The sequence below is a fragment of the Streptomyces sp. NPDC032822 genome, from assembly GCF_055578825.1.
Window position 1 is genome coordinate 244851 of the sequence record NZ_JBVIOL010000001.1, and the last position, 24119, is coordinate 268969.

Sequence of the window (24119 nt, forward strand, 5' to 3'; positions counted from 1 at the left end):
TAATCGAACCTGTTCGAACTACGTTTTGGTCGTGCGGGGCGAGACCCGGACCTACTCCTTCGAGGCGATGACCAAGGCCGTACGGCTCATCGAGGCCGGTGCCCGTTTCATCGCCACCAACCCGGACGAGACGGGCCCCTCGACCGAGGGCCCGCTGCCCGCGACCGGTGCCGTCGCCGCGCTGATCACCAAGGCGACCGGCAGGCAGCCCTACTTCGCGGGCAAGCCCAACCCGCTGATGATGCGGACCGGGCTCAACGCGATCGGCGCGCACTCCGAGACCAGCGCGATGATCGGCGACCGGATGGACACCGACGTGCTGGCCGGCATCGAGGCCGGCATGCAGACGTTCCTGGTGCTCACCGGCCTGACCCGCCCCGACCAGGTCGAGAACTTCCCGTACCGCCCCTCCAGGATCGTCGACTCCATCGCGGACCTCGTCGACCGGATCTGAACCGACCGGATCTGATCCGACGGGACCCGCGGCGACCGAATGCGGGCCGACCGGATCCGAAACCCGGCGAGGGCGGAACGTACCCCGTACGGAGCAGTGCGGCCCCGCCGGGGATGCGGGGCCGTGGCCCCGGGGGGAGGCTCCAGGTATCTGGAGGTTCACGATGGGTTCCCTACGTCTCACTCTCTGTACCGGCCTCATGATGGTCACCGTCCTCACCCCGGCGGCCTACGCGGCGGACGGAGGCGGCGGCATCGCGGTGAGCCCCTCGTCCCCCGCCCCCGGCACCGACATCGCGCTGAAGGTCACCGGCTGCACGGCCAGGACCGCCACGGCGGCCTCCGCGGCCTTCGTCGCGGACGCCCGCCTCACCGTCACCGACGGCGCGCTCATGGGCGAGACCCGCGTCCGCACCTCGATCGAGGCGGGGTCCTACGACGTGAAGGTCACCTGCGGCGGCGTCGAACGCAAGGCCGCGCTGACGATCGTGGACAAGACCGAGGCCAAGGACGAGGGCGGGGTGCCGGAGTCCGGTCGGCCCGAGCACCGGCCGACCGCCCCCTCGTCCCCCGTCGCCCCCGTGCACGCGGGCGGTGGCGGTACCGCGCACCTGGCCGGCGTGGACGCCGCCGAGGACGCCCGGGCCGCCGGCCCCGGCACCGGGCACACCGTGATCGGGCTGATCCTCGCCGCGGCCGCCGCGGTGGCCGTCGTACTCCGGAGTGTCCGCCGGAGCCGCGGGACGGACTGACGCCATGTCCGACCACGAACGTTCCTCCGGCAGCGGACGCCTGCTCACCGGCGTCGCCTGGGCCCTGCTGCTGCTCGGGCTGTGGCTGTGGGGGCGCGAGGTGACCGACGTACGCCACGGGATATCCGCGCCCACCACGGGCGACGTGGCGGCGGTCGGACGGCCGCCGGACGTACGGCTGCCGCCCGCGCACCGGCCGCTCGGCGCGGCCCTGCCGCAGCGCGTCGACATACCCGACCTCGGGGTGCAGGCGCCGGTGGTGGCGCGGGGCCTCGACGGGGAAGGGGCGATCGACCCGCCGCCGTTCGACCAGGAGGGGGTCGTGGGGTGGTACGCGGGGGGTGCGCGGCCGGGGGCGGCCGGGACCGCGCTGATGGTCGGGCACGTCGACACCGAGACCCGGCCCGCGGTCTTCTACAAGCTCAGCTCGCTCAAGCCGGGCCAGACGGTCCGAGTGATCCGCGACGACGCCAAGGTCGCCGAGTTCACCGTCGACGACGTCCAGGTCGTCGCCCGCGACCACTTCGACGCCCAACAGGCGTACGGCACCCGCGAGACCGGCCGGGCCGAGCTGCGACTGATCACCTGCGGCGGCACCTTCGACCGGGCGAGCCGCGGCTACACCGCGAACGTGATCGTCTCCGCCTACCTCACCGGAACCGGCCTCTGAAAGCACCTGGCCCGGTCGACGACCCGCTCCCCCCCAAAGCCGTCGACCGGGCCTGGTCCTCGACCGCGCGCGCACGGATTGCGGGAGTAACCCGGCGTCGCAGCGGGAGGCTTGGAAACCACGGTGGGTGAAAGGCTGGCCAGGGGCTGGGGCCGTACAGAAGACTCTAGAACGGATGTGCGCCGAGGCCTAGAGGTCAAATGACGCCAAGTCCCGCTCCGGTGGCTCTGCGTCATCCACGCTGGTGATACATGCTCCCGCCTACGGCGTCCTGCCGGGCGTCCGCTCCAGCTCCCGGCGGAGTGCGGCGTCGTCCGCGAGCCCCTGCATGACCGCGCCCGCGACCCGGTCCAGCGGCAGCCGGTGCCGCCGGGCGTGCCGGCGGAGCGCCTCGAAGGCCTGGTCGGCGGCGACCTGCCAGCGTTCGGCGAGCATGCCCTTGGCCTGCTCGATGCGCACCCTGCTGGACAGGGCCTGCTGCAACTGCCCGGACAGGGTGCGGTACCGGCTGTAGGTGCGGTGGTTCTGCAGACCGACGGCCGCCGCGTCCGCCAGCGCCTGCGCCACCAGCAGGTCCGCCCCGTTGCCCCCGGGCCCTCCAGCGTCCCCGGGCCGGACGGGCGGTGTCGGCACGAACACGTTGAGCGCGCCCAGGAGCGTCTTGTGGCGGCGCAGCGGCACCGCGTACGTCGTCACGATGTCGTGCCGCAGGGCCCGCTCGGTGAAGGACGGCCAGCGGGCCTGCGCGTGGGCCGCCCGGACCGACACCGGTGGCACCGGCTTCCCGGAGCCGTAACTCTCCAGGCAGGGGCCGCCGCCGTGCTGTGCCTCCAGCAGGTCGAGCGCCAGCTCCGGATGCCCGCTGCTGCCGGCCAGCGACACCGGCCGGTCGCCGTCGATGAGCATGACCCCGGCCGCCCGCGCGGCCAGCAGCTCCACGCAGTGGTCGGACATCCGTTGCAGGTAGGGCGCCGCCTCGAAGCCGTCGGTGAGCGTGTCCGCCGCCTCCACCAGCGCCGCGGCCAGCCGGATCTCCCTGGTGGTGTAGCGCATGCCGGAGCACTCCCCTTCTCGTGACGAGTGTGCTGAGCGCCGTTCTACAGGCGCGCGCGTACCCCTGCCCGCGGGGCCGTAACAGCTCTCGGACAAGGCTTCGACGACCTCGTGGGCGGTGCGAGGGGTGTGTCAGGATTGAGACTTGGAACGGTGCACCCAAGGGGGAGTTGGATGTACGTCAGCAGGGGGGCCGGAACACGGGCCTGCGCGGCGGTGCTGGGGGCGGCACTGCTGATCGCGGGCTGTTCCTCGGGCGACGGGGAGGGCAAGGACGACGAGGGCGCGGGCGCCGGAATCACCCAGCAGCCCAAGGGAACAGACCCCTTCTGGGTGAACCCGGACGGCAACGCGGCGGCACAGGTGGCCGCCTACGAGAAGTCCGGGAAGAAGACGGACGCCGAGCAGATCCGCAAGATCGCCGAGCAGCCGACCGGCGAGTGGGTCGGAGTGGAGAGCCCCGAACAGGAGGCGCGCGGTTTCACCGAGGCCGCCGAGAAGGCCGACCGCACGGCCCTGTTGGTCCTCTACAACATCCCGCACCGCGACTGCGGCCAGTACTCGCAGGGCGGTGCCGCCGACGGCGACGCGTACCGTGCCTGGATCGACGGCGTGGCCAAGGGCATCGGCAACCGGTCCGCCACGGTCGTCCTGGAACCCGACGCCGTACTGCACCTCGTCGACGGCTGCACCGGCGACGAGTTCCACGAGGAGCGCTACGCCCTCCTCAGCGAGGCCGTCGGCAAGCTCAAGGCCCTGAAGAACACCAAGGTCTACATCGACGCGGGCAACGCCGGCTGGGGCAACCCCGACGAGATCTTCGAGCCCTTGCGGCGCGCGGGCGTCGAACAGGCCGACGGCTTCTCGGTCAACGTCTCCAACTTCTACTCCACCGAGGACTCCATCGCCTACGGCAAGGACCTCTCCTCGAAGGTCGGCGACAAGCCCTTCGTCATCGACACCAGCCGCAACGGCAACGGCCCCTACGACGGCGGCGACGCCGACGAACGCTGGTGCAACCCGCCGGGCAGGGCGCTGGGGGAGAGCCCGACGACCAAGACGGCCGATCCCCTGGTGGACGCCTACGTCTGGGTCAAGCGCCCGGGGGAGTCGGACGGCGAGTGCAAGGGCGGCCCGAAGGCGGGCGAGTGGTGGGCGGAGTACGCGCTGAAGCTGGCGAAGGCCTCCGACTAGCGACCACATGACTGAGGGCGCCCTCCGCGACGGAGAGCGCCCTCAGTCACGTACGGAGAGCGCCCTCAAGCACGTACGGACTCGACCGCGCACAGCTTCGACCGCGCACAGCGTCGATCTCGACCACCTGCACCCGCACCCGCGTACGGACTAGGGCACCCTGACCCACTGCGCCTTGCTCGGTGTGCCCTGGTCGTCGTTCACGAACAGCATGTACCAGCCGGACTGGACCAGGTTCTTGTTCTTCGGCAGGGTCACCGTGATCCTGTCGCCGGAGACCTTGTAGTCCAGCGCGATGGAACGCTGGTCGACGTCCGTGACATGGGTCGAGGCGCTGGGCCGCATCAGCCGCACCGACTTGACCGTCGAGGCGTGCTGCGAGGTGAACGTCCCGGACTCGCCGCGCTCGATGGTCTGCGGCCCGCCGGAGAGCGTGGGCCGCGCGCCCTGGTACAGATACGGCGGCGTATAGATCTCGATCCGCTGCTCGAAGACGCCCGGCTTGGTGTTCGCCTTGTCCTCGTACAGCGAGTCCGACCCGAAGAACATCACCCGTCCGTCCGGCAGCAGCAGCGAACCGGAGTGGTAGTTCCGGCCCACCAGCGGATCGGCGACCTCGTCGAACGTGTTGGTGTCCGGGTGGTACATCCGCGCCTGGAGGATGTTGGAGTCACCGCGCCCCCGGTAGTCCTCGGAGCCGCCCGACACCAGCACGGTGTCGTCCGGCAGGACCGAGGCCTGCGCGTACCGGGTGCCCTTCTCCAGCGTCGGCCCGTCCACGAACCTCGGGCTGTCCGCCTTCAGATCGATGATCCGCGTCCTGGCGGTGGCGAGCTTCGACTCGCCGACCCCGCCGCCGCCGATCACCATGTACTTCTCGTCCTGCGCCGGCGGCAGCAGCACGGTCCCGGACGTCTCCAGCATGTTCGGGTCGCTCAGCCCGGGCAGCTTGCTGAACTTGTTGCTGTCCACGTCCCAGACGCCCGGGTCGCGGCCCACGTCGTCCGGCCCGTACCCCGCGTTCGAACCCGAGTAGAAGATCTTGCCGTTCTGCATCAGGAACAGCGCGGGGTAGGTCGGGAACTGGCGGACCTTGTCCAGGTACGTCCACTTCTTGGTCTTCGGGTCGAAGACCTCGTTCTTGCCCGGGACCAGCTGGCCGATGTCGTCGAGCCCGGAGACGCTGAGGATCCTGCCGTCGCTCAGGGTGGTGAGCGTCGGGTACCAGCGGGCCTCCTTCATCGGGTCGACCTTGATGTACTTCTCGGCGATCGGGTCGAACTCGAAGGCGTCCCGGATGCCCTGGAAGTCCTTCTTGTCGAGGGCGAGTTTCTGCGCGATGCCGTACGTGTTCTTGGCGTCGGCGCCGGACAGGCCCTGGACGGCGTAGTTGTCCTGGGTGCCCGTCTCGTACTTCGCGCCGCTCTTCTGCGCCTCGACGTAGATACGGCCGAGCCCCGGGGTGTTGCCCAGGAACGCGCCGGTGTTCTTGTCGAAGTTCTTCGTGGCCCGCTCGACGACGACCGGGTCCTTCGACACGAAGGTCCTGCCGTTCTCCTTGCCCACGAAGCGGGTGCCCGCGGGGAGGGTGATCGGCTTGTCCGGGTTCTCGTTGTGGACGATCATCAGGCCGCCGGCCTTGGTGACGTCACCCTTGAGCTTCTCGTACCGCTTGGTGCCGCCGGCGATCAGCAGATTGCCGTTGGCGAGCTGCGTGTGGCCGGTGCAGAACAGGTCCTTGGGCGTGGGGATCTTCTTGATGGTGCCCTTGACCGGGTCCCAGATCCGGGTGTCGAACTTCTTGTTGTCGAAGTTCTCCTGGTTGTTGCCGGACCCCGCGACGAGCAGCACCTTGCCGGTGCGCAGCACCGCCGCGTGGATGGTGTTCAGCCGGTCGCCCTTCGGGAACTCCAGGACGTCCCACTTGCCGTTCTCGGCTTTGTACTCGGGTCTGTTGATTTGGTACTGGTGGTATTTCTCGGTCCCGAAGCGGTAGAGCCACGGGCCGTTCATCCCGGCCAGCGCGAGCACCACCGCCGTGCCGATCGCGAGTCGACGGGCGCGGCGGCGGCCTGCACGGTCGTTCATTCCTTACGTCCCCCAAGTCCACCAAGGGCGATCTGCATGGTCTGGTCGCCCGTTTCGTTCGAGGCGGCCCAGCTCGGTTTGTGCTGGGGGGCGTGCGGGGCGGGCGTGCGCTGCGCGGGCAGCGGCTGCGGCTCGTAGGGCCCCGCGGGAGCGGCGGGCCGGTCGGTGGGGGGAGCGGGGTGCTGCCGCTCCGGCTCGGGCGCGGCGGGCTTCTTCCGCTCCTGGCGCAGCATGTGGCGCCAGGCGAAGATCGGCGTCGCGGTGATCAGCGTGGCGAACGACGCCCAGATGATCATCGCGGGGTGCGAGTGACCGAAGACGAACCCGGCGCCGATCGAGGCCGTGAAGAGGGCGATGAAGTACCAGTGGTAGCGGAAGGTGCCGAACCACCGGTCCGGGCTCGCCGAGTCGCCCTTGGGCGTGACCACGAACTTGCTCTTGCGCCGCAGCGCCGAGTCGACCAGCGCCTTCGCGTAGAGCGGCGCGGACAGCGCGGACATGACCATGCCGGCCACACCGCCGGAGCCCTCCGGCTCGTGCGGGGAGACGTTGTGACGGCGGTTCCAGACGTACAGGCCGATCTGGAGCGCGGACGCGTTGCCGTAGAGCATCAGCCACACGGTCGGGTCGATGTTCACGCCCGACGCGCCCAGGCCCAGGAACAGCGCGCAACTGACGGCCGCGAGGATCCAGTTGAGGGCGGACATCGGGTAGAAGATGATCATCATCGTGTAGTTGAAGAGCTTGCTCGGCGGCAGCGAGTACCAGCCCTTCCAGTACTGCTTGAGGATCGTCTCGTACGTCCCCCGCGACCAGCGCATCTGCTGGGTGAAGAAGTCCGTCCAGGCGCTGGGGCCCTCGCCGACCGCGAGGACGTCCGGGGTGTAGACCGAGCGCCACTTCTTGCCCGTCGCCGGGTTCTTGTGGCGGTGGATCTCGAAGCCGGTCGCCATGTCCTCGGTGATCGAGTCGTACAGCCCGCCGATCTGCTTCAGCGTCTTGATCCGCACGGCGTTGCTGGTCCCCACGAACATCGGGGAGCCGTAGGCGTTGCCGGCGCGCTGGATCAGCGCGTGGAAGAGGAACTGCTGCGACTCGGCGGCCTTGGTGACGAAGTTGTCGTAGTTGCCGTAGACCTGCGGGCCGATGACGAACCCGATGTTCGGGTCGCGGAAGAAGCCGAGCATCCGCTCCAGGTAGTTGGGCAGCGGTACGTGGTCGGTGTCGACGGAGGCGAAGAAGTCGTAGTGGTCGCCGTGCGCGTCCAGCCAGGCGTTGTAGTTGCCGTGCTTGGTCTTGGCGCGGTGCGGGCCCTTGGCCTGGTTCCACTGCGCGACGCCCTTGCGGGAGAAGTGGTACACGCCGAGGCGCCGGCAGACGGCTTTCACGTCGGGGTCGTCGCCCTCGTCGAGGAGCCAGACATGCATGAGGCCGCGGTGCCGGATCCGGACCGCGGCTTCCAGGGTCTTCGTCACCATCTCCAACGGCTCCTTGCCGGGCACGAAGGAGGTGAGGAAGGCCACTCTGGTGCCGGTCTCGGGCACCACCGGGATCGGGTCGCGGGCGACCAGGGTGGCATGCGCGTTCGACAGCACGTTCATGCAGCGGAAGAACTCGATCAGGCCGATCGACACGAGCATCACGATGTCGAGCGCCGGCAGCCAGGCGAACTCCACGTAGTCGCGCTCGGTCCAGTGCTCGGGCTGGAGCAGCCAGGCCAGCAGGACCAGCGAGAGCAGCGGCGCGGCGGCCAGCATCAGCGCGACCCTGATGCGGTGCGGTTCCTGCGAGATCAGCGAGCGGTACTGGACCCGGTACGGCTTGTCCGGATCCGGCTGTGTGAGGGGACCGGCCAGTCTGCTGTAGTGCTCGTAGTCGTACTTCGGAAGCGTTTTCTTGATACGGCGGAACGCACCGGTCCGGTGCGAAGGCACCCTGAGCTGGGTGGTTCGGGACGGGTCGAAGTCCTGCCGGGCGCCCGTCGGCGTCGACGTCATGAGTCATCCCCCCACACGCGGGAACGCCGCGTGTTTCGTCGGTTCCTTACGCCTGCTCGGATCCCCCTCGACCTTCACAGGCGTATCAGCGGTGGGTCGCAGTCACCACGTGCTCCACACTAACCAGACACGGAACTGCGACGTTCCGGTTGCATGATGCCCCCCTCGGCATCCGGTCACGAACGGGCCCCTTTCCCCGTACCAACCGGGCAACCGGCTCCTTGCCCCCCAACTACCGCGTATCGGCAGCATCTTGAAATCCAGGGTTCTACGGTGCTCATCATGATCGCAAGATGCGAAACGCAGTGTTTACCGGTCATACGCGTTCATTGTGGCGCCTGTGGGGACCTTGTGGAGTCATTGTGGACGGCGAACCGGTCGCCGGTCCGTCCGGAAAAGCGACAGGCCCCCCGCCTGGGCGGAGGGCCTGTCGTGTCGGTGCGCCGCCAGGGACTCGAACCCCGGACCCGCTGATTAAGAGTCAGCTGCTCTAACCAACTGAGCTAGCGGCGCGCGCTGACCTGCACAACCCTACCGGACCCCGCGGAGTGCTCAGGACCACCGGCGAGGCTCCGGGACCGGCCCGGGGCGGGCCGGCGTACATCATTCGGACCGTCAGCATGCGCGTCGGGACGACAGTTGAGAAACTGGCGAACGTGTACAGGTGCGGACATTTCCGTCTGGAAGGTGAAGGGAATCGGATGACGACTCCGGTCTTCGAGGAATTCGATCCCGTCGGCGACTGCGACTGCCCCGGATGCGTCCACTGGCGGCGGGTCCTGCCGGCCTCCCCGTCCTTCCCGGCCGGCCGTCACCCCGCCGCGCACCGGGCGGTGATCCTCGCCACAGCGGCTTCCGCTTTGCTCGTCTCCGGCCATGTGGCACCGGCCTTCGCGGCCCCCCACGCACCCGCCCGGCCGGGTGTTCCCACCGGCGACGAGCCCGAGACCCCGCAGGGCGGCAAGACCCAGCTGCACGGCCCGGTCGGCCGCCCGGCGGGGCCGGTGCGGACGCCCGAGACCACCCGGGCGGAGATCATCAGACGGGCCAAGCAGTGGGTCGCCGCGAAGGTGCCGTACAGCATGAGCGGCTACTGGTCCGACGGGTACCGGCAGGACTGCTCGGGCTTCGTGTCGATGGCCTGGAACCTGCCCGGAAACGAATGGACGGGCAGCCTCGACCAGTACGGCGTGCGGATCGCCAAGGACGATCTGCAGCCCGGCGACATCCTCCTCTTCCACAACCCCTCGGACCCCGAGCAGGGATCCCACGTCGTCATCTTCGGCGGCTGGACGGACTACACGCACACCTACTACACGGCCTACGAGGAGACCCGGCCCCACGCCCGCCGGCAGGCCACCCCGTACGCCTACTGGAGCCACTCCGACCGGTATCTCGCCTACCGGTACAAGGGGCTCGCGGGCGGTGCGCCGGGCACCGAACCGGACACCGCGAAACCGGCCGCCCCGGTGGCGACGCCGTTCCCGGGGGCGGCGTACTTCGGCCCGGGCGCCAACAACAAGCACGTCACCGAGCTCGGCCGGATGCTCGTCGAGCGCGGTGCCGGGCGCTACTACACCACCGGTCCCGGACCGCGCTGGTCGGACGCCGACCGCAGGGCGACCCAGGCCTTCCAGCAGGCCCAGGGGTGGCGGGGCAAGGACGCCGACGGGCTGCCGGGCGCGCAGACCTGGACGCTGCTGGTGACCGGGCAGGGCCGGGACGTCACGACCGGGGCGGCCGGCCCGCCGGCACCCTCCTCGCACGGAACGCCCTCCTCGCACGGCGTGCCCGGCTATCCCGGGCGGGCGCTGTTCCGGCCCGGGGCGAGCAACCCGTACGTCACCAGGCTCGGGAAACAGCTGGTGAAGAAGGGGTTCGGCAAGCACTACACGACCGGGCCCGGACCGCGCTGGGGCGAGGCGGACCGGCGAGGCGTCGAGGCCTTCCAGCGGGCTCAGGGCTGGCGGGGCGGCGCGGCCGACGGCTACCCGGGTCCCGAGACCTGGCGCCGGCTCTTCTCGTAGGCCCACCCATCGGCGTGGGGCCACCCACGCACCGTCATGGCGTATCTGGCGCGGAGGCTGGAGGCACGCATGAGCACGACCACGTCACACACCCCGGAGTCCGAGGGACCTTCCCGTCCCGCCCGGCTCATCCAGAACGAGGCGACCACCGAGATCCCGGTCCATCTGCTGTTCCGCGACGAACCCGACCCGGTGTCGGTCCCGCTGAAGCCGGCGGTCGTGGCACGGCGGCAGGGCACGGGGGAGCAGCCCCGCTTCCGGCGACAGCTGCCCGCCCCGCCCCGGCCGGTCGCGGAGGTCGACCCCGCGCTGACGGAACGGCCCGCGCGGGTGCTGCCCGGCACGGTCGGGGTGCTCGCCGGCGCCTGCGGGGCGGTCGGCTGCGTCGCCACCTCATGGTGGGCGGGCGCGCTGCCGCCACTCGTGGTGGAGGCGCTCGGGCTGCCGTCGTACGCCGGGGCGGGCCTGGGTCCCGCGCAGTGGGCGGCGTACGCGGGGGCGGGCGCCCTCGGGCTGTTCGGCTTCGGCGGGCTGGCCCGCGGGCGGACCGGACGGGCCTGGGTGCTCGGCCTGTTCGGCCGCTACCGGGGCACGGTCCGGCGCACCGGCCTGATGTGGGTCAACCCGCTGCTGCTGCGCCGCCGGGTGGACGTACGGCTGCGGCACTGGCGCAGCGAGCCGATGCCCGCGGCCGACGCGGGCGGGGTCGCGCTCCGGTCGGTGGTCCTGGTGGTGTGGCGGGTGCGGGACACCGCGCGGGCCACGCTGGGCGTCGAGGACCACGAGACGTATCTGCGCGAGTGCGTGGAGGCCGCGCTCGCCCGGGTGCCGGTGGAGATGCCCGGGTCCGCGCGGGGGCCCGCGGAGGCGGCGGGGGACGCGCTGACCCGGCTGGTCGCCGCGGACGCGGCCCCGATCGGCGTCGAGGTGTTCTCGGTACGGCCGGTCCGGGTGGAGTACGCCCCCGAGGTCGCGTCCGCGATGCACCGCCGGCGGATCGCGGCGCTGGACGCCCAGCACCGGTCCAGCGTGCTCACCTCGGTCGTCGACTCGGTGGAGGACACGGTGACGCGGCTGACCATGCGGGGCCTGGTGGAGCTGGACGACTACGAACGCAAGGCGCTGGTGAAGGACTTGACGGTTGCGTTCTGTGCGGGGCGAGGAGATCAGGGCCCCTGAGCCGGGCCGGGCGGGTGTACCGGGCCGGTGAACCGGTCTACGTGATTGGTATGGACATGTCCAACGGACGGCCATAATCTGGGGCTTGGTCTAGACCTACCTGCACTGCACCTGCACCTCCCCCACGTTCCCCAGGAGCGGCAGCATGCGCAAAAAGACCAAGTGGTACGCCGCCGCGCTCGGCCTCACGACGACCGGAGCCCTCGTGCTCTCGTCCCAGGGCGCGAGCGGACACGGCTACACCGACCTCCCCGTCAGCCGCCAGAAGCTCTGCCAGAACGGCTCCGTGACGAACTGCGGCAACATCCAGTGGGAGCCGCAGAGCGTCGAGGGCCCCAAGGGCTTCCCCTCGTCCGGGCCGGCCGACGGGCGGATATGTTCCGCGAACAACACGCCCTTCGCGCAGCTCGACAGCCCGAAGACGCCGTCCGGCGGCGCCTGGCCGACCACGAAGGTGTCGGGCGGCCAGAGCTACACGTTCCGCTGGCAGTTCACGGCCATGCACGCCACCACCGACTTCAAGTACTACGTCACCAGGGCGGGCTGGAACCAGAACCACAACCTGGCCCGCTCCGACCTCAACCTCACCCCGTTCCTCACGGTTCCCTACAACAACCAGCGGCCCCCGGCCACGCTCTCCCACAGCGGCACCCTGCCGTCCGGCCTGAGCGGCCGGCACGTCGTCGTCGCGGTGTGGACGATCGCGGACACGGCCAACGCGTTCTACGCCTGCTCCGACGTCACGTTCTGAGCTGCCCCGTGGGGGTGCCGGAACTCTGAGCCTTACTTGAGACAGGCCGGCACCCCCGGCGGGTACGTTCCCCACACGCCGCCGAACGTGACGGTGTACGAACTTCGGGGGACACCATGGAAGCGATCTTCTTCCTCGCGCCGATGCTCATGATCGGGATCGTGGGCTTCGCCGCGTTCGCGGTGATCCGTCGCGCCCAGGACGTCAGCAGAGCCTGGAACAGCGGCCTGACGGCCCAGGCGCGCTGTCTGCGGGCGTACACGACGACCAGCGGCGGCGGCGACACCTCCGTGAGGACGACCCTGCACCACGTCTACGAGTTCGTCACGTGGGAGGGCCGCGCCGTCCGGTTCGACGAGCCGGGCGGCTCAAGGACGACCGTCGAGGGCGACATCGTCATCGTGCACTACGCGGCAGACCGCCCGGAGCGGGCCACGGCCAAGCCGCCGGCCCGCGGGCAGCTGGCGGCAAGCACCGGCTGCCTGCTGGCGCTCCTCGGAGTGATCGCCCTGTTCTCCCTCGGCTTCATGGCCGTGGCGCTGGTGGCGTTCGTCTGACGGACGACTTCACGACCTGGGCTCCACATCTGACGGTATGTCAACTACCGTGCGCGGCCATGGAGTCCAAGGCGCGCACGGTGGCCGAGCTCGTCGCCGCCCGGTGGGGGGACCACCGGCCGGGACTGTGGTGCGGGGAGCGGGTGCTCACGCACCACGAGGCGGCGGCCGGCGCGGCGGCCCGCGCGGCCCTGCTGGCCGATCTGCTGCCGCCCCGCCCCCACCTCGGCATCCTGCTCGACAACACGCCCGAATACCCGCTGTGGCTGGGCGCCGCCGCCCTCGCACGCGCCGCCGTCGCCGGGATCAACCCCACCCGCCGCGGCCCCGAACTCGCCCGCGACATCCTGCACACCGAGTGCCGGATCCTGCTCACCGAACGCACCCACCTGCCCCTCCTCACCGGCCTCGACCTGCCCGGCGTGCACATCCTGGCGACCGACACACCGGAGTACGAGGACCTCCTCACCCCCTATGCGGACGCGCGGCCCGACGCCTTGCGGGCGCTGCCCGGCGACCTGCTGCTCCTCTACTTCACCTCGGGCTCGACCGGCGCCCCGAAGGCCGCGCTCTGCTCCCAGGGCCGGCTGGCCGCCGCCGGCCGCTCACTGGCCGACCAGTTCGCGGTCGGGCAGGACGACGTCCACTACGTCTGCATGCCGATGTTCCACGGCAACGCGGTCATCGCCGACTGGGCCCCCGCCCTCGCGGCCGGGGCGGGCGTGGCGCTGCGCCCGCGGTTCTCGGCGTCCCGGTTCCTGGCGGACGTACGGGCGTACCGGGCGACGTACTTCACCTACGTGGGCCGGGCGATCCAGTACCTCCTCGCCACCGAGCCACGCCCCGACGACCGGGACCATCCGCTGCGACTGGGCTTCGGCACCGAGGCGGGGGCGGTGGACGCGGCGGCCTTCGAGCGGCGGTTCGGGGTGCGGCTGGTGGAGGGATACGGCTCCTCGGAGGGCGGTGCGGCGATCCAGTGGCGGCCCGGCACCCCGCCCGGCGCGGTCGGCCCGGCCGCACCCGGACTCGCCGTACTGGATCCGGCCACCCGTGAGGAGTGCCCGCCGGCGCTCTTCGACCCGGCCGGGCGGCTGCTGAACGCCGACGAGGCCATCGGGGAACTGGTCAACCGCGGGCCCAGCCCCTTCGAGGGCTACTGGCGCAACCCGGACGCGGACGCGGCCCGGCTGCGGGACGACGGCTGGTACTGGACCGGCGACCTCTTCTACCGCGACCCCGACGGCTACCTCTACTTCGCCGGCCGCACCGACGACCGGCTGCGCGTCGACAGCGAGAACCTGGCCGCCGCGATGATCGAGAACATCCTCGCCCGGTACGAGGGCGCGGTCGCCGTCGCCGTGTACGCGGTGCCGGATCCGGTCACCGGGGACCAGGTGATGGCGGCGGTCGCCGGGGACTTCGAGCCGCGGGCCTTCGCGGAGTTCCTGCTCGCCCAGCCGGACCTGGGGACGAAGATGGCGCCCCGGTTCGTGCGGGTGGTGGAGCGGATGCCGGTCACGGCCACCAACAAGATCCACCGGGCGCGGCTCAGGAAGGAGGGCGTCCGGTGCGCCGACCCGGTCTGGTGGCGGCCACCGGGGGAGGAGACGTACCGGAGACTGACCCCACAGGACGTCGAAGGGCCCCTCGTTTCCACGAGAGGCCCCGCTTGAGGGGTGGGTGGCGAAGCCCCCACACCGCGCGGCATAGCCGCGAAGAACGACGAAGGCGAGGCCGGTTCGCGCTTTCCGCGAACACGCCTCGCCCTCGACACCGTGCGCCGCCAGGGACTCGAACCCCGGACCCGCTGATTAAGAGTCAGCTGCTCTAACCAACTGAGCTAGCGGCGCATGACTCTCGCCGACCACTCTCGGCGGTCGGCGACAGAGAAAATACTACCCGGTCCGTGGGAGTGCTCCGGACCATTTGTCGGGCGTCCGGAGCGTGCCCGGCCGACGCCCGGAACGGGGCTAGATCACCAGGGACAGCAGGACCGGAGCCGCCTCCCGGTTCAGCCGGTCCGCGGCCTGGCGCAGCCGGTGGGCGTGCTCGACCGGCAGGGACAGGGCCAGGCAGCCGACCGAGGAGCCCGCGGTGATCGGGACGGCCGCGCAGACCGTGCCGACGGCGTACTCCTGGAGGTCCAGGTGGGGCACGGTCGCCGGCTGGGTCTCCAGCCGGGAGAGCAGCAGCTTGTCGCTGGTGATGGTGCGCGAGGTGAGCCGGGCCATCTTGTGACGGGAGAGGTGGTCCCGGCGGCCGTTGTGGTCGAGCTGGCCGAGCAGGCTCTTGCCGAGCGCGGTGGCGTGGGCGGAGTAGCGGAAGTCGACCCACTCGTTGACCGAGGGGGTGCCGGGGCCGTCGGCGTACTGGCCGATGGTGACCTCGCCGTCCACGTACCGGCTGATGTAGACGGCGGCGCCGATCGAGTCGCGCAGCCGGTCGAGGGCGTGCTGGAGCCGCTCGCGCAGCGCCTCCTCGCGCTCCTGGGCGGAGCCGAGGCGGTTGAGGGCGGCTCCGGTGACGTAGGCCCCGTCGGTGACCTGTTCGACGTATCCCTCCCGGCGCAGCATCCTCAGGAGCGCGGTCAGTCGCTCCGGGCCGATGCCGGTCAGGCGGGCGAGACGGATGTCGGTGACTCCGGTGGTGTACCGCGCCACGGTCTCCAGGACACGCAGGGCGTCCTGGGCCGAGTGGTAGGGCGCGGTCGGCTCGTGCATCAGCGCCACGGTGTTCCCCCTGCGCTCGCTTCTTGGGCCGTAATCCGGACAGCGAATCACCTCCACGATAAGGGGCAAGAGGCTTGTAGTGAGCGGCCGTTGACGAGATTCCGCCGGTCGCGCAGCCCTCCCAGCAGGGGCTCGGGCGCCCTGGCATATGTCAGGGTCACGACCCGAGCCCCGGACCTCGGAGATTGAACGACGGTCACTTTTCGAGGTCAGAGCACCGCGCTCAGAAATTCGCGCGTCCGGTCCTTCTCCGGCTCGCTGAAGATCTTCTCCGGCGGTCCCGACTCGATGACCCGGCCCGAGTCGAACATCAGGACCTGGTCGGAGATGTCCCGGGCGAAGTTCATCTCGTGGGTCACGCAGAGCATCGTGATGTCGGTGGTGCGGGCGATGTCCCGCAGCACGTCCAGGACGCCCGCGACCAGCTCCGGGTCCAGCGCGGAGGTCACCTCGTCCAGGAGCAGCACCTGCGGCCGCATCGCCAGCGCCCGCGCGATGGCCACCCGCTGCTGCTGGCCGCCGGAGAGCTGGCTGGGGCGGGCGTCCCACTTGTCGGCCAGGCCCACCAGGTCCAGCAGCTCGCGGGCCCGCTCCTCCGCCTCGTCCTTGGACAGGCCGAGGACGGTGACCGGGGCCTCGGTGATGTTCCTCAGGGCCGACATGTTCGGGAACAGGTTGAACTGCTGGAAGACCATGCCGATCTTCTTGCGGATCTCGCGGACCTGCTTCTCCGGCGCCGGGAACAGCTGCTGTCCGTCGACGGTGATCGTGCCCTCGTCGGGCTTCGTCAGCGTCATCAGCAGCCGCAGGATCGTGGTCTTGCCCGATCCGGACGGCCCGATCAGCGTGACGTGCTTGCCCGCGTCGACGGAGAAGTCGAGGTGGTCGAGGACCGTGTTGTCCCCGAACCGCTTGGTCACCTGCTCCAGGCGGATCAGCTCGCTGCCGTCCACCGGCGGGTTGGCCCGGGCGTCGGGATCCTTCATGAGGGGGGAGTCAGTGGACAAGACGTCGCTCCAGGGCTCGCAGGAGAAGGGAGGCCAGATAGGACATGACGATGAAGGCCACGCCGATCACGGTCAGGGGCTCGGTGAACTGGAAGTGCTGCTGGGAGTAGAGCCGCGCCTGGCCGAGCATGTCCATCACGGTGATCACCATGAGGATCGGCGTGTCCTTGAGCATGGCGATGACGTAGTTGCCGAGCGCCGGCACCACGCGGCGGATCGCCTGCGGCAGGATCACCACCCGCCAGGTCCGGGCCACCGGCAGGTTGAGGGCGGTGGCCGCCTCCCACTGACCGGGGGGCACGGCCTCGATACCGGCCCGGTAGACCTGCATCGTGTACGTCGAGTAGTGCAGCCCGATGCCGATCACACCGGTGGTCAGCGCGGAGAGGGTCACGCCCCACTCGGGCAGCACGTAGAAGAGGAAGAACAGCTGCACCAGCAGCGGGGTGTTGCGGATGAACTCCGTGACCGCGCCGACCGGCCAGCGCACCCAGCGCGAGGGCGTGCGCATCAACAGCGCCCACACCAGGCCGACGACGAACGAGATCAGCGAGCCGAGGACCAGCGCCTGGAGGGTGACCTCCAGACCGTCCCAGAAGTACGGCATGAAGTCGCTGACGGCATCCCAGTCCCACTTCACGAGGCACCTCCGACTCCGACGCCGCCGCCGACCCCGGTCGTCTCGGCGCGCTTGGGCTCATCCGCGTCCGCCGCGCGCCGGGGCGCCTTCCCGACTCCTGCCTTCAACTTCTTCTCCAGTCCCCGCATCACCCGGGTGAGCAGGAAGGCGATCACGAAGTAGATCACCAGCAGATACGTGTAGATCTCCGCGCTCTCCTGGAGCGCGAGGCGCACCAGGTTGCCGCTGAACGCCAGGTCGCCCATGCCCATGACGGACACCAGGGCGGTGCCCTTGAGCAGTTCGATCAGCAGGTTGGAGAACGGCGGGATCATCTCCGGCACCGCCTGCGGCAGCAGGATCAGCCGCAGCCGCTGCCAGGGCGTGAAGCTGAGCGCGATCCCGCCCTCCTGCTGCGCCGGATCGACGGCTCCCAGCGCACCGCGCACGATCTCCGAGCCGTACGCCCCGTAGGTCAGTCCCAGCGCGAGCGTGCCCGCCCACATCGGCACCAGCTGCCAGCCGAAGGCGATCGGCAGCACGAAGAACGTCCAGAAGATCATGACCAGCGCGGACGTCCCGCGGAACACCTCGGTGTAGACCCCCGCGAGGAAGCGGACGATCCACAGCCGGTGGGTGCGGGCGACGCCGGCGACGAAGGCCACGGCCGTGGCGAGCAGCGAGCTGAACACCAGGAGCTGGACGGTGGTCCAGATCCCCTTGAGTACGAGTTCCCAGAGTCCCGAGGTCATCCGCTCGTCCCTCCGCACAGGTCCTTCGCGGTGAGGTCGGTCATCTCGGCCTCGGTGAACCCGAAGGGCTTGAGGATCCGGAACAGCTCGCCGCTCTTCTTCAGCTTCCGCAGCTCCACGTTGAACGCGTCCCGCAGATTGGTCTCGGTGGGCCGGAACGCGAACGCGCCCCCGTCCACGTGCGGTTTCCCGTCGACGAGCGGGGTGAAGGCCTTGGTGGCCTCGGTCTTGGCCGACTTCTTCACCACCTCGCGGGTGGTGAGCGCGGTCCCGGCGAAGACGTCGACGCGCCCCGCCTCGACGGCGTTCAGCCCGGCGACCTGGTCCGGCACGATCAGGATGTCGCCCTCCTTGTACCCCGCCTCGACGGCGTACTGGATCTCGGCGTACCCGGTGCCGGTGGCGAACTTCGCCTTCTTCTCGACGACGTCCTTGTAGTCGTGCAGGCCCTTCGGATTGCCCTTGCGCACGATGAACGAGTCGAGCATCTGGTAGTCGGGGTCGGAGAAGATCACCTGCTCGCAGCGCTCGGGATTGACGTACATCCCGGCGGCGACGACATCGAACTGCTGCGAGTTCAGACCCGGGATGAGTGAGCCGAACTCGGTGGGCACGGGCTGCACCTTGTCGATGCCGAGCCGCTTGAAGATCACCCGCGCCAGTTCCGGCGCCTCACCGGTCAGATTGCCGTCGCGGTCGATGTACCCGAAGGGAATCTCACCGGCGATTCCCAGCCGTACGACACCCTGCGCCTTCAGCCGGTCGAGGAGATCCCCGCCCTTCGTGGTCGATGCGGTGGCCACCCGCGAGCACCCGGCGGCGCCCAGCGCGCCGAGCGCCGCTACCCCCGCGAGCAGCGACCGGCGTGTGGTCCCGGACGTGTGTGTCCCATGTTCCAGTGGTGGAGCCATGGCGGCGCGGCTACCCGACCCCATGGGAGTTATTCCGATCGATTTCGGCCCCGATCCGTGACCAGGCCCCCTTGACCGACGAGAGACCATGGAACGCATGGCTGATCGCTACATCGAAATCTCGCTGGTCAAGCGCGGAATCACCGCCACGGCAAAGCTGCTCGACGATCGCGCCCCGATCACCTGCGCGATCGTCTGGGACGCTCTCCCCCTGGCCGGTGACGTCTATCACGCGAAATACGCACGAAACGAGATCTACGCCCTTTTCCCGCCCTTCGCGGCAAACGAACCACCGCTGGAGAATCCGACGGTCACCCCCATTCCGGGCGATCTCTGCTACTTCTCCTTCGCGGGCGCGGAACTGGGCACCGGGGCCTACGGCTACGACCGTGAGGTGCGCCCCGGCACGACCGTCGTCGACCTCGCCCTCTTCTACGAACGCAACAACCTGCTGCTCAACGGCGACGTGGGGTGGGTGCCCGGCATCGTCTGGGGACAGATCACCGAGGGCCTGCCGGAACTGGCGGAGGCCTGCAACGACCTGTGGCGGACCGGGGCGGCGGGCGAGACGCTCAGCTTCCGGAGGGCGTGACCCTCAGCCTCCGGAACCGGAGGGCGTGGCCCTCGCGCTCCCGGAGGACGTGGCGCCCGCCTCGTACAGCGTGTGCGCCGCCCGTAGCACCAGGTCGTCCCGGTGCCGGGCCGCCACCAGTTGCAACCCCACCGGCAGCCCGTCGCCGTCCGTCCCGACCGGGACGGACGCGGCGGGCTGCTGCGTCATGTTGAAGGGGTAGGTGAAGGGCGTCCAGCCCGTCCAGCGGCGGTGGCCCGAACCCTTGGGGACCTCGATGCCCGCCTCGAAGGCCGTGATCGGGAGGGTGGGGGTCACCAGCAGGTCGTAGGACTCGTGGAAGAGGCCCATCCGGCGGCCGAGTTCCATCCGGACGTCGACGGCGGCCAGATAGTCGAGAGCGGTACGGCGGGCGCCCTGGTCGCAGATCTCCCGCAGCCCCGGATCGAGCAACTCCCGCTGCTGCGGGCCGAGATGCTGGGTCACCCGGGCCGCGCCGCTGAACCACAGGGTGTGGAAGGCGTCCACCGGGTCGGTGAAGTCGGGGTCGGCCTCCGTGACATACGCGCCCAGGTCGGCGAGCCGCTCCACCGCCCGCCGGACCGCCGCCGCGACCGCCGGCCGCACGGCGACCTGGCCGCCCAGGGAGGGGGAGTAGGCGATGCGCAGGCCCCGTACCCCGCCCGCCAGGCCCGCCGTGAAGGAGCCCGGCGGCGGGGCGAGCGCCGACCAGTCGCGGGAGTCCGGGGCGCCGATGACGTCGAGCAGCAGGGCCGCGTCCGCCGCGTCCCGGGTCATCGGGCCCACATGGGCCAGGGTGCCGAACGCGCTCGCGGGATAGAGGGGCACCCGGCCGTACGTCGGCTTCAGCGCGAAGATCCCGCAGAACGCCGCCGGGATACGGACACTGCCGCCGCCGTCCGTGCCGAGGGCCAGCGGCCCCGCGCCCCGCGCCACGGCCGCCGCCGCGCCACCGCTGGAACCGCCCGCCGTACGGGTCGGGTCGTGCGGATTGCGGGTCACGCCGGACGACGGCGAGTCCGTCACGCCCTTCCAGCCGAACTCGGGGGTCGTCGTCTTGCCGAGGAACACCGCGCCGTGCTCGCGCAGCCGGGCCACGGACGGGGCGTCCTCGTTCCAACGGCCCTGCTCGGAAAGGGTCCTGGACCCCTTCAGGGTGGGCGCCCCGCGCAGCAGCAGGATGTCCTTCACCGTGACCGGCACCCCGTCGACCAGGCCGGCGGGCTCGCCTCGCCGCCACCGGTCCTCCGACGCCCGGGCCTGGGCGAGGGCCTCGTCCGCGGTGAGCCGTACGAACGCGTTCACCTCCGGCTGGATCCGCTCGGCCCGTTCCAGGGCCGCCCGGGTCGCGTCGACGGGGCTGAACTCACCCTTGCGGTAGCCGTCGAGGAGTTGTACGGCGGTCAGCCCGGTGAGGTCGCGATCCTGGCCCTGCTGCGTCATGCGCTCTCCAGCCGTGGGGAGTTCAGCGTCCGGGGACGTAGCCCCGCTTCTTGTCGACGACGTTCGTCAGTGCTCTGCCCGCCTCCCAGCGCCCGTACAACTCCACGAACTGGGAACCGAGTTCATCTCGCCAGCCGACCGTGTCGCCGCTCATGTGCGGGGACACGATCAGGTTCGGGACCTGCCACAACGGGCTGTCGGGGGTGAGGGGTTCGTCGACGAAGACATCCAGCGCGGCGCCGGCGATCCACCGCTTGGACAGCGCCTCGGCGAGCGCCTCCTCGACGACCAGCTGCCCCCGGCCCACGTTGACGAACCGTGCGGAGGGCTGCATGACACCGAAACGGCGGGCGTCGAACATGCCGTACGTCTGCTCCGTCAGCGGCGCCGCCGCGATCACCCAGTCGGCGCGGGCCATCAGCCGGTCCAGCTCCTCGGGACCGTGGATACCGGTGCGAGGGGTGCGCCCGACGAGCGCCGAGGTGATGCCGAGCGCCTTGAGGGTGGCGACGATCGCCCGCCCGATGGGCCCCGACCCCACGACGCACGCGCGGGTTCCGGCCACCCGTTGCGACTCGCGGTGCCGCCAGGTCCGCTGCCGCTGCAACTCCAGCGTCCGGGGCAGGTCCTTGGCCATCGCCAGCACCAGCGCGGCGACGTACTCGGCGATCGGCTGGTCGAAGACGCCCCGGGCGTTCGTCACCACCGTGTCGGAGTCGGCCAGTTCAGGACACATCAGATGGTCCACTCCCGCGCTCGCCGTGTGCACCCAGCGGGGCCGCGGCCCCTCGCCCGGCCAGGCCGAGCGCACCGCGTGCGAGGCGAAGTCCCAGACCAGCAGCACATCCGCGGACGGCAGCCGCTCGGCCAGCGTCGCCGGGCTCGCGTGCTCGATCCGCGCCCGGCCGGTCAGTCTGCCCAGACGCGGCAACGGATCGGCGTCGAGAACCAGGACGGTGGGCGAGGAACCGGACAGGGAGGGCAGGGAGGACGGGGAGGACGAGGAGGAGGGGGAATCGGATGCGGTCATTCTGGAGCCGTTTCTTCGACGGAGACAGCCGTCCGACATGGGCGGACATGAGCGGGTGACCGGGGTGTGACCTGGGCGTCACGAGGGCGGATTGACCACGCTCGCACCCGAACCTACCTTCGTCAACACGGGCTCGCGCACGGTCCGTTCCCCTCCCGCTTCCCACAGTGAGGCCGGTGCCTGCCATGGACGTTACTTTTCTCGGTGGCCCCCGTCCCCAGCGCGGCATCGGTGTCGTCGCTCCCTTCGATTTCGCCCTCGACCGCGAACTGTGGCGTTGGGTACCCGACGAGGTGTCCCTGCATCTGACCAGGACGCCGTACGTTCCCGTGGAGGTCAGCCTCGACCTCGCCCGCCTGGTCAGCGAGCACGAGACCCTGCACAACGCCGTCCGCACCCTCACCGCCATCGCCCCCGAGGTCGTCGCGTACGCCTGCACCTCCGGCAGCTTCGTCGGCGGGATCGTCGGCGAGCGGGCGATGTGCGGCGCGATGACCCGCGCGGGCGAACTGCCCTCGGTGACGACGTCCGGCGCCCTCCTGGAGGCACTGGCCGAACTCGACGTACGGCGGGTGGCGCTGGTGACGCCCTACACGGTGTCCGTCACCCGGGCCCTGGAGGAGTACGTGGCGGAGGCGGGCGTCTCCGTCGCCGGATGCGCGTACATGGGCCTGACCAGGCACATCTGGAAGGTTCCGTACCGGGACGTGGCCGACATGGCGCGCAGCGCGATGGGCGAGGGCGCCGAGGCGCTGTTCATCAGCTGCACCAACCTGCCGACGTACGACGTGATCCCCCAGCTGGAGGCGGAACTGCGGATCCCGGTGATCTCGGCCAACCAGGTCACGATGTGGGCAGCGCTGCGTCGACTGGGTACCCGGGCTGTGGGGCCGTACCAGGCGCTGATCGATCCGGCGGCACGGACCGGCCCCGTGATGCCCGACGTGCCGGGGCTGCCGGACACGGCGAGTCTGCCGCACACGGCGGCCCTCCCGGACACGGCGGGCCTGCCGGACGTGCCGGGGCTACCGGACGAAGAACAGCAGGAAGGCTGGACATGACCGCACTGGGATTCCTCTATCCGGGCCACTCCGCCGAGGACGACTACCCGCGCATCGAACAACTCCTCGGCAGCGACATCCGGCTGGAGCTGGTCCACACCGACATCGGTGAGGACGCCCACCGGGTCGACGCCCTGCTGGAGATGGGCTCGGCGTCCCGGCTAGCCGCCGGCGTCGAGGAGCTGCGCATGTCGGGCGCCGAGGCGGTGGTCTGGGCGTGCACCAGCGGCAGCTTCGTCTACGGCTGGGAGGGCGCCCACGACCAGGTGCGCGCCCTCGCCCGGGCGGCGGGCCTGCCGGCCTCCTCCACGTCCTTCGCCTTCGCGCACGCGCTACGGGAGATCGGGGTGGGCCGGGTCGCCGTGGGCGCGACCTATCCGGACGACGTGGCCACGCTGTTCGCGGAGTTCCTCACGGCGGCCGGCGCGGAGGTCGTGGGGGTTCGCGGGTCCGGGATCATCACCGCGGCGGAGGTCGGGACGTGGGAGGAGGAGGAGGTCTTCGCGCTGGCCCGCGCGGCGGACTCCGACGACGCGGAGGCGGTGCTCCTGCCCGACACCGCCCTCCACACCGCGGCCCACATTCCCTCCCTGGAGAAGGAACTGGGCAAGCCGGTCCTCACGGCGAACCAGGTCACGGTGTGGGAGGCCCTACGCCTGGCCGACCGACGGGTGAACGCCCCCGCCCTGGGAGCCCTCTTCACCCGAGAACCCCTAATCCAGTCCTGACCCTCCCCATCCGCCCCCCAGGGACCCCTGGGGGGCGCCCCTGGCCTTGGCCCTCGCCCCCACCCCCTGGGGCTCCGCCCCAGACCCCGACCCATGCCCACCCACCCCCGACTCAGTCGGCCGACCCCCCTGGGGCTCCGCCCCAGACCCCGGACCTATGCCCACCCACCACCCGCCTCGCCACCTCAAGAGGCGCACGACAAGGCCAAGCCCCACCCCTCGCCCTACCGAGCCGGGAGGCACGACGAGCTGCACGTCTGACCGTGCCGGTAGGCGGGGCTACTTCGGGTTTCCCCGGGCCGGGAGGCACGACGAGCTTCGCATCTGACCGTGCCGGTCGGTGGGGGTACTTCGGGTTTCCCTGGGCTGGGAGGCACGACGAGCTTCGCGTCTGACCGTGCCGGTAGGCGGGGCTACTTCGGGTTTCCCCGGGCCGGGAGCCAAGCCGAGCATTGCGTTCGACCGACGGTCGCTCCGGGAGGCAAGCCTCGCCTCTTGTCCGGCCGGGTCGGAAGCTCGGGAG

Annotated in this window: 22 protein-coding genes and 2 tRNA genes; 12 read left to right on the forward strand and 12 right to left on the reverse strand. The window is 70.6% G+C overall.

The genetic code is table 11. The annotated features are described in order from the left end of the window. Nucleotides 1-67: 67 nt before the first annotated feature. From ACZ5VD_RS01230 to ACZ5VD_RS01240, 3 genes are all read left to right on the forward strand, one after another. Nucleotides 68-454, forward strand: a complete 387-nt coding sequence (locus tag ACZ5VD_RS01230; RefSeq protein WP_468680936.1) for an HAD hydrolase-like protein — start codon at nt 68-70, stop codon at nt 452-454. A 163-nt stretch (nt 455-617) separates the two neighbouring features. After that, nucleotides 618-1205 (forward strand): hypothetical protein, encoded by a 588-nt coding sequence (locus ACZ5VD_RS01235; RefSeq protein ID WP_468680006.1) that lies wholly within the window; start codon nt 618-620, stop codon nt 1203-1205. A gap of 4 nt (nt 1206-1209) precedes the next feature. Then, nucleotides 1210-1875 (forward strand): class F sortase, encoded by a 666-nt coding sequence (locus ACZ5VD_RS01240; protein WP_468550587.1) that lies wholly within the window; start codon nt 1210-1212, stop codon nt 1873-1875. 261 nt (nt 1876-2136) lie between these two features. Here ACZ5VD_RS01240 and ACZ5VD_RS01245 read toward each other — a convergent pair whose 3' ends face one another. Next, nucleotides 2137-2928 carry a GAF and ANTAR domain-containing protein gene (locus ACZ5VD_RS01245; protein WP_468680008.1) on the reverse strand — a complete coding sequence of 264 codons (792 nt, stop codon included), beginning with the start codon at nt 2926-2928 and terminating at the stop codon, nt 2137-2139. A gap of 174 nt (nt 2929-3102) precedes the next feature. Here ACZ5VD_RS01245 and ACZ5VD_RS01250 point away from each other — a divergent pair, with 174 nt between their 5' ends. After that, nucleotides 3103-4122, forward strand: coding sequence for a glycoside hydrolase family 6 protein (locus tag ACZ5VD_RS01250; protein WP_468680010.1), 1020 nt, complete (start codon nt 3103-3105; stop codon nt 4120-4122). Nucleotides 4123-4272: 150 nt separating this feature from the next. Here ACZ5VD_RS01250 and glxA read toward each other — a convergent pair whose 3' ends face one another. The 3 genes from glxA to ACZ5VD_RS01265 form a co-directional block, all read right to left on the reverse strand. Continuing rightward, nucleotides 4273-6210 carry a radical copper oxidase GlxA gene (gene glxA / locus ACZ5VD_RS01255; protein ID WP_468680012.1) on the reverse strand — a complete coding sequence of 646 codons (1938 nt, stop codon included), beginning with the start codon at nt 6208-6210 and terminating at the stop codon, nt 4273-4275. Next, the gene (locus tag ACZ5VD_RS01260) at nt 6207-8207 is read right to left on the reverse strand and encodes a glycosyltransferase family 2 protein (protein ID WP_468680014.1); all 2001 of its coding nucleotides are present in this window, start codon (nt 8205-8207) and stop codon (nt 6207-6209) included. Before ACZ5VD_RS01260 ends, glxA begins: the two co-directional genes overlap by 4 nt. A 439-nt stretch (nt 8208-8646) precedes the next feature. Then, a tRNA-Lys gene (locus ACZ5VD_RS01265) sits at nt 8647-8720 on the reverse strand. A gap of 188 nt (nt 8721-8908) precedes the next feature. On the opposite strand from ACZ5VD_RS01265, the gene ACZ5VD_RS01270 reads away from it, so the two are divergent. From ACZ5VD_RS01270 to ACZ5VD_RS01290, 5 genes are all read left to right on the forward strand, one after another. Continuing rightward, nucleotides 8909-10234 (forward strand): peptidoglycan-binding protein, encoded by a 1326-nt coding sequence (locus ACZ5VD_RS01270; RefSeq protein ID WP_468550582.1) that lies wholly within the window; start codon nt 8909-8911, stop codon nt 10232-10234. 69 nt (nt 10235-10303) lie between these two features. Next, on the forward strand, nt 10304-11413 hold the full coding sequence (locus ACZ5VD_RS01275) for an SPFH domain-containing protein (RefSeq protein ID WP_468550581.1): 1110 nt from the start codon (nt 10304-10306) through the stop codon (nt 11411-11413). 145 nt (nt 11414-11558) lie between these two features. After that, nucleotides 11559-12164: a lytic polysaccharide monooxygenase auxiliary activity family 9 protein gene (locus tag ACZ5VD_RS01280; protein ID WP_468550580.1), complete on the forward strand. Its 606-nt coding sequence runs from the start codon at nt 11559-11561 to the stop codon at nt 12162-12164. 116 nt (nt 12165-12280) lie between these two features. Then, nucleotides 12281-12721: a hypothetical protein gene (locus tag ACZ5VD_RS01285; RefSeq protein WP_468550579.1), complete on the forward strand. Its 441-nt coding sequence runs from the start codon at nt 12281-12283 to the stop codon at nt 12719-12721. A gap of 59 nt (nt 12722-12780) precedes the next feature. Then, on the forward strand, nt 12781-14397 hold the full coding sequence (locus tag ACZ5VD_RS01290; protein ID WP_468680016.1) for an AMP-binding protein: 1617 nt from the start codon (nt 12781-12783) through the stop codon (nt 14395-14397). A 103-nt stretch (nt 14398-14500) separates the two neighbouring features. Here ACZ5VD_RS01290 and ACZ5VD_RS01295 read toward each other — a convergent pair. From ACZ5VD_RS01295 to ehuB, 6 genes are all read right to left on the reverse strand, one after another. Then, nucleotides 14501-14574 (reverse strand) — tRNA-Lys (locus tag ACZ5VD_RS01295). A gap of 120 nt (nt 14575-14694) precedes the next feature. Then, entirely contained in the window at nt 14695-15453 is a 759-nt protein-coding gene (locus ACZ5VD_RS01300; RefSeq protein WP_468550577.1) for an IclR family transcriptional regulator, read from the reverse strand. Between the two features lie 209 nt (nt 15454-15662). Further along, on the reverse strand, nt 15663-16439 hold the full coding sequence (gene ehuA, locus ACZ5VD_RS01305) for an ectoine/hydroxyectoine ABC transporter ATP-binding protein EhuA (RefSeq protein ID WP_468680938.1): 777 nt from the start codon (nt 16437-16439) through the stop codon (nt 15663-15665). 10 nt (nt 16440-16449) lie between these two features. Beyond that, the gene (ehuD, locus tag ACZ5VD_RS01310) at nt 16450-17100 is read right to left on the reverse strand and encodes an ectoine/hydroxyectoine ABC transporter permease subunit EhuD (protein ID WP_468550576.1); all 651 of its coding nucleotides are present in this window, start codon (nt 17098-17100) and stop codon (nt 16450-16452) included. Next, entirely contained in the window at nt 17097-17831 is a 735-nt protein-coding gene (gene ehuC / locus ACZ5VD_RS01315) for an ectoine/hydroxyectoine ABC transporter permease subunit EhuC (RefSeq protein WP_468550575.1), read from the reverse strand. The genes ehuD and ehuC overlap by 4 nt, the downstream gene beginning before the upstream one ends. Then, complete coding sequence (gene ehuB / locus ACZ5VD_RS01320) at nt 17828-18742, reverse strand: ectoine/hydroxyectoine ABC transporter substrate-binding protein EhuB (protein ID WP_468680018.1); 915 nt, start codon at nt 18740-18742, stop codon at nt 17828-17830. The genes ehuC and ehuB overlap by 4 nt, the downstream gene beginning before the upstream one ends. Nucleotides 18743-18839: 97 nt before the next feature. Between ehuB and ACZ5VD_RS01325 the strand changes: the two genes are divergently transcribed. After that, nucleotides 18840-19334 carry a DUF3830 family protein gene (locus ACZ5VD_RS01325; RefSeq protein WP_468680020.1) on the forward strand — a complete coding sequence of 165 codons (495 nt, stop codon included), beginning with the start codon at nt 18840-18842 and terminating at the stop codon, nt 19332-19334. Between the two features lie 3 nt (nt 19335-19337). Here ACZ5VD_RS01325 and ACZ5VD_RS01330 read toward each other — a convergent pair whose 3' ends face one another. Further along, nucleotides 19338-20777: an amidase gene (locus ACZ5VD_RS01330; RefSeq protein ID WP_468680022.1), complete on the reverse strand. Its 1440-nt coding sequence runs from the start codon at nt 20775-20777 to the stop codon at nt 19338-19340. Nucleotides 20778-20799: 22 nt separating this feature from the next. After that, nucleotides 20800-21807, reverse strand: a complete 1008-nt coding sequence (locus tag ACZ5VD_RS01335; protein WP_468550572.1) for a D-2-hydroxyacid dehydrogenase — start codon at nt 21805-21807, stop codon at nt 20800-20802. A 185-nt stretch (nt 21808-21992) separates the two neighbouring features. Here ACZ5VD_RS01335 and ACZ5VD_RS01340 point away from each other — a divergent pair, with 185 nt between their 5' ends. After that, complete coding sequence (locus ACZ5VD_RS01340; protein ID WP_468680940.1) at nt 21993-22868, forward strand: maleate cis-trans isomerase family protein; 876 nt, start codon at nt 21993-21995, stop codon at nt 22866-22868. Beyond that, complete coding sequence (locus ACZ5VD_RS01345; RefSeq protein WP_468680024.1) at nt 22865-23596, forward strand: maleate cis-trans isomerase family protein; 732 nt, start codon at nt 22865-22867, stop codon at nt 23594-23596. Before ACZ5VD_RS01340 ends, ACZ5VD_RS01345 begins: the two co-directional genes overlap by 4 nt. Nucleotides 23597-24119 lie beyond the last annotated feature (523 nt).

What these genes read in the sequence shown, in the direction of transcription:
- ACZ5VD_RS01230 (WP_468680936.1), top strand. Translation starts at nt 68, where the DNA reads ATGACCAAGGCCGTACGGCTCATCGAGGCCGGTGCCCGTTTCATCGCC.
- ACZ5VD_RS01235 (WP_468680006.1), top strand. Translation starts at nt 618, where the DNA reads ATGGGTTCCCTACGTCTCACTCTCTGTACCGGCCTCATGATGGTCACC.
- ACZ5VD_RS01240 (WP_468550587.1), top strand. Translation starts at nt 1,210, where the DNA reads ATGTCCGACCACGAACGTTCCTCCGGCAGCGGACGCCTGCTCACCGGC.
- ACZ5VD_RS01245 (WP_468680008.1), bottom strand. Translation starts at nt 2,928, where the DNA reads ATGCGCTACACCACCAGGGAGATCCGGCTGGCCGCGGCGCTGGTGGAG.
- ACZ5VD_RS01250 (WP_468680010.1), top strand. Translation starts at nt 3,103, where the DNA reads ATGTACGTCAGCAGGGGGGCCGGAACACGGGCCTGCGCGGCGGTGCTG.
- glxA (WP_468680012.1), bottom strand. Translation starts at nt 6,210, where the DNA reads ATGAACGACCGTGCAGGCCGCCGCCGCGCCCGTCGACTCGCGATCGGC.
- ACZ5VD_RS01260 (WP_468680014.1), bottom strand. Translation starts at nt 8,207, where the DNA reads ATGACGTCGACGCCGACGGGCGCCCGGCAGGACTTCGACCCGTCCCGA.
- ACZ5VD_RS01270 (WP_468550582.1), top strand. Translation starts at nt 8,909, where the DNA reads ATGACGACTCCGGTCTTCGAGGAATTCGATCCCGTCGGCGACTGCGAC.
- ACZ5VD_RS01275 (WP_468550581.1), top strand. Translation starts at nt 10,304, where the DNA reads ATGAGCACGACCACGTCACACACCCCGGAGTCCGAGGGACCTTCCCGT.
- ACZ5VD_RS01280 (WP_468550580.1), top strand. Translation starts at nt 11,559, where the DNA reads ATGCGCAAAAAGACCAAGTGGTACGCCGCCGCGCTCGGCCTCACGACG.
- ACZ5VD_RS01285 (WP_468550579.1), top strand. Translation starts at nt 12,281, where the DNA reads ATGGAAGCGATCTTCTTCCTCGCGCCGATGCTCATGATCGGGATCGTG.
- ACZ5VD_RS01290 (WP_468680016.1), top strand. Translation starts at nt 12,781, where the DNA reads ATGGAGTCCAAGGCGCGCACGGTGGCCGAGCTCGTCGCCGCCCGGTGG.
- ehuA (WP_468680938.1), bottom strand. Translation starts at nt 16,439, where the DNA reads ATGAAGGATCCCGACGCCCGGGCCAACCCGCCGGTGGACGGCAGCGAG.
- ehuC (WP_468550575.1), bottom strand. Translation starts at nt 17,831, where the DNA reads ATGACCTCGGGACTCTGGGAACTCGTACTCAAGGGGATCTGGACCACC.
- ehuB (WP_468680018.1), bottom strand. Translation starts at nt 18,742, where the DNA reads ATGGCTCCACCACTGGAACATGGGACACACACGTCCGGGACCACACGC.
- ACZ5VD_RS01325 (WP_468680020.1), top strand. Translation starts at nt 18,840, where the DNA reads ATGGCTGATCGCTACATCGAAATCTCGCTGGTCAAGCGCGGAATCACC.
- ACZ5VD_RS01330 (WP_468680022.1), bottom strand. Translation starts at nt 20,777, where the DNA reads ATGACGCAGCAGGGCCAGGATCGCGACCTCACCGGGCTGACCGCCGTA.
- ACZ5VD_RS01335 (WP_468550572.1), bottom strand. Translation starts at nt 21,807, where the DNA reads ATGACCGCATCCGATTCCCCCTCCTCCTCGTCCTCCCCGTCCTCCCTG.
- ACZ5VD_RS01340 (WP_468680940.1), top strand. Translation starts at nt 21,993, where the DNA reads ATGGACGTTACTTTTCTCGGTGGCCCCCGTCCCCAGCGCGGCATCGGT.
- ACZ5VD_RS01345 (WP_468680024.1), top strand. Translation starts at nt 22,865, where the DNA reads ATGACCGCACTGGGATTCCTCTATCCGGGCCACTCCGCCGAGGACGAC.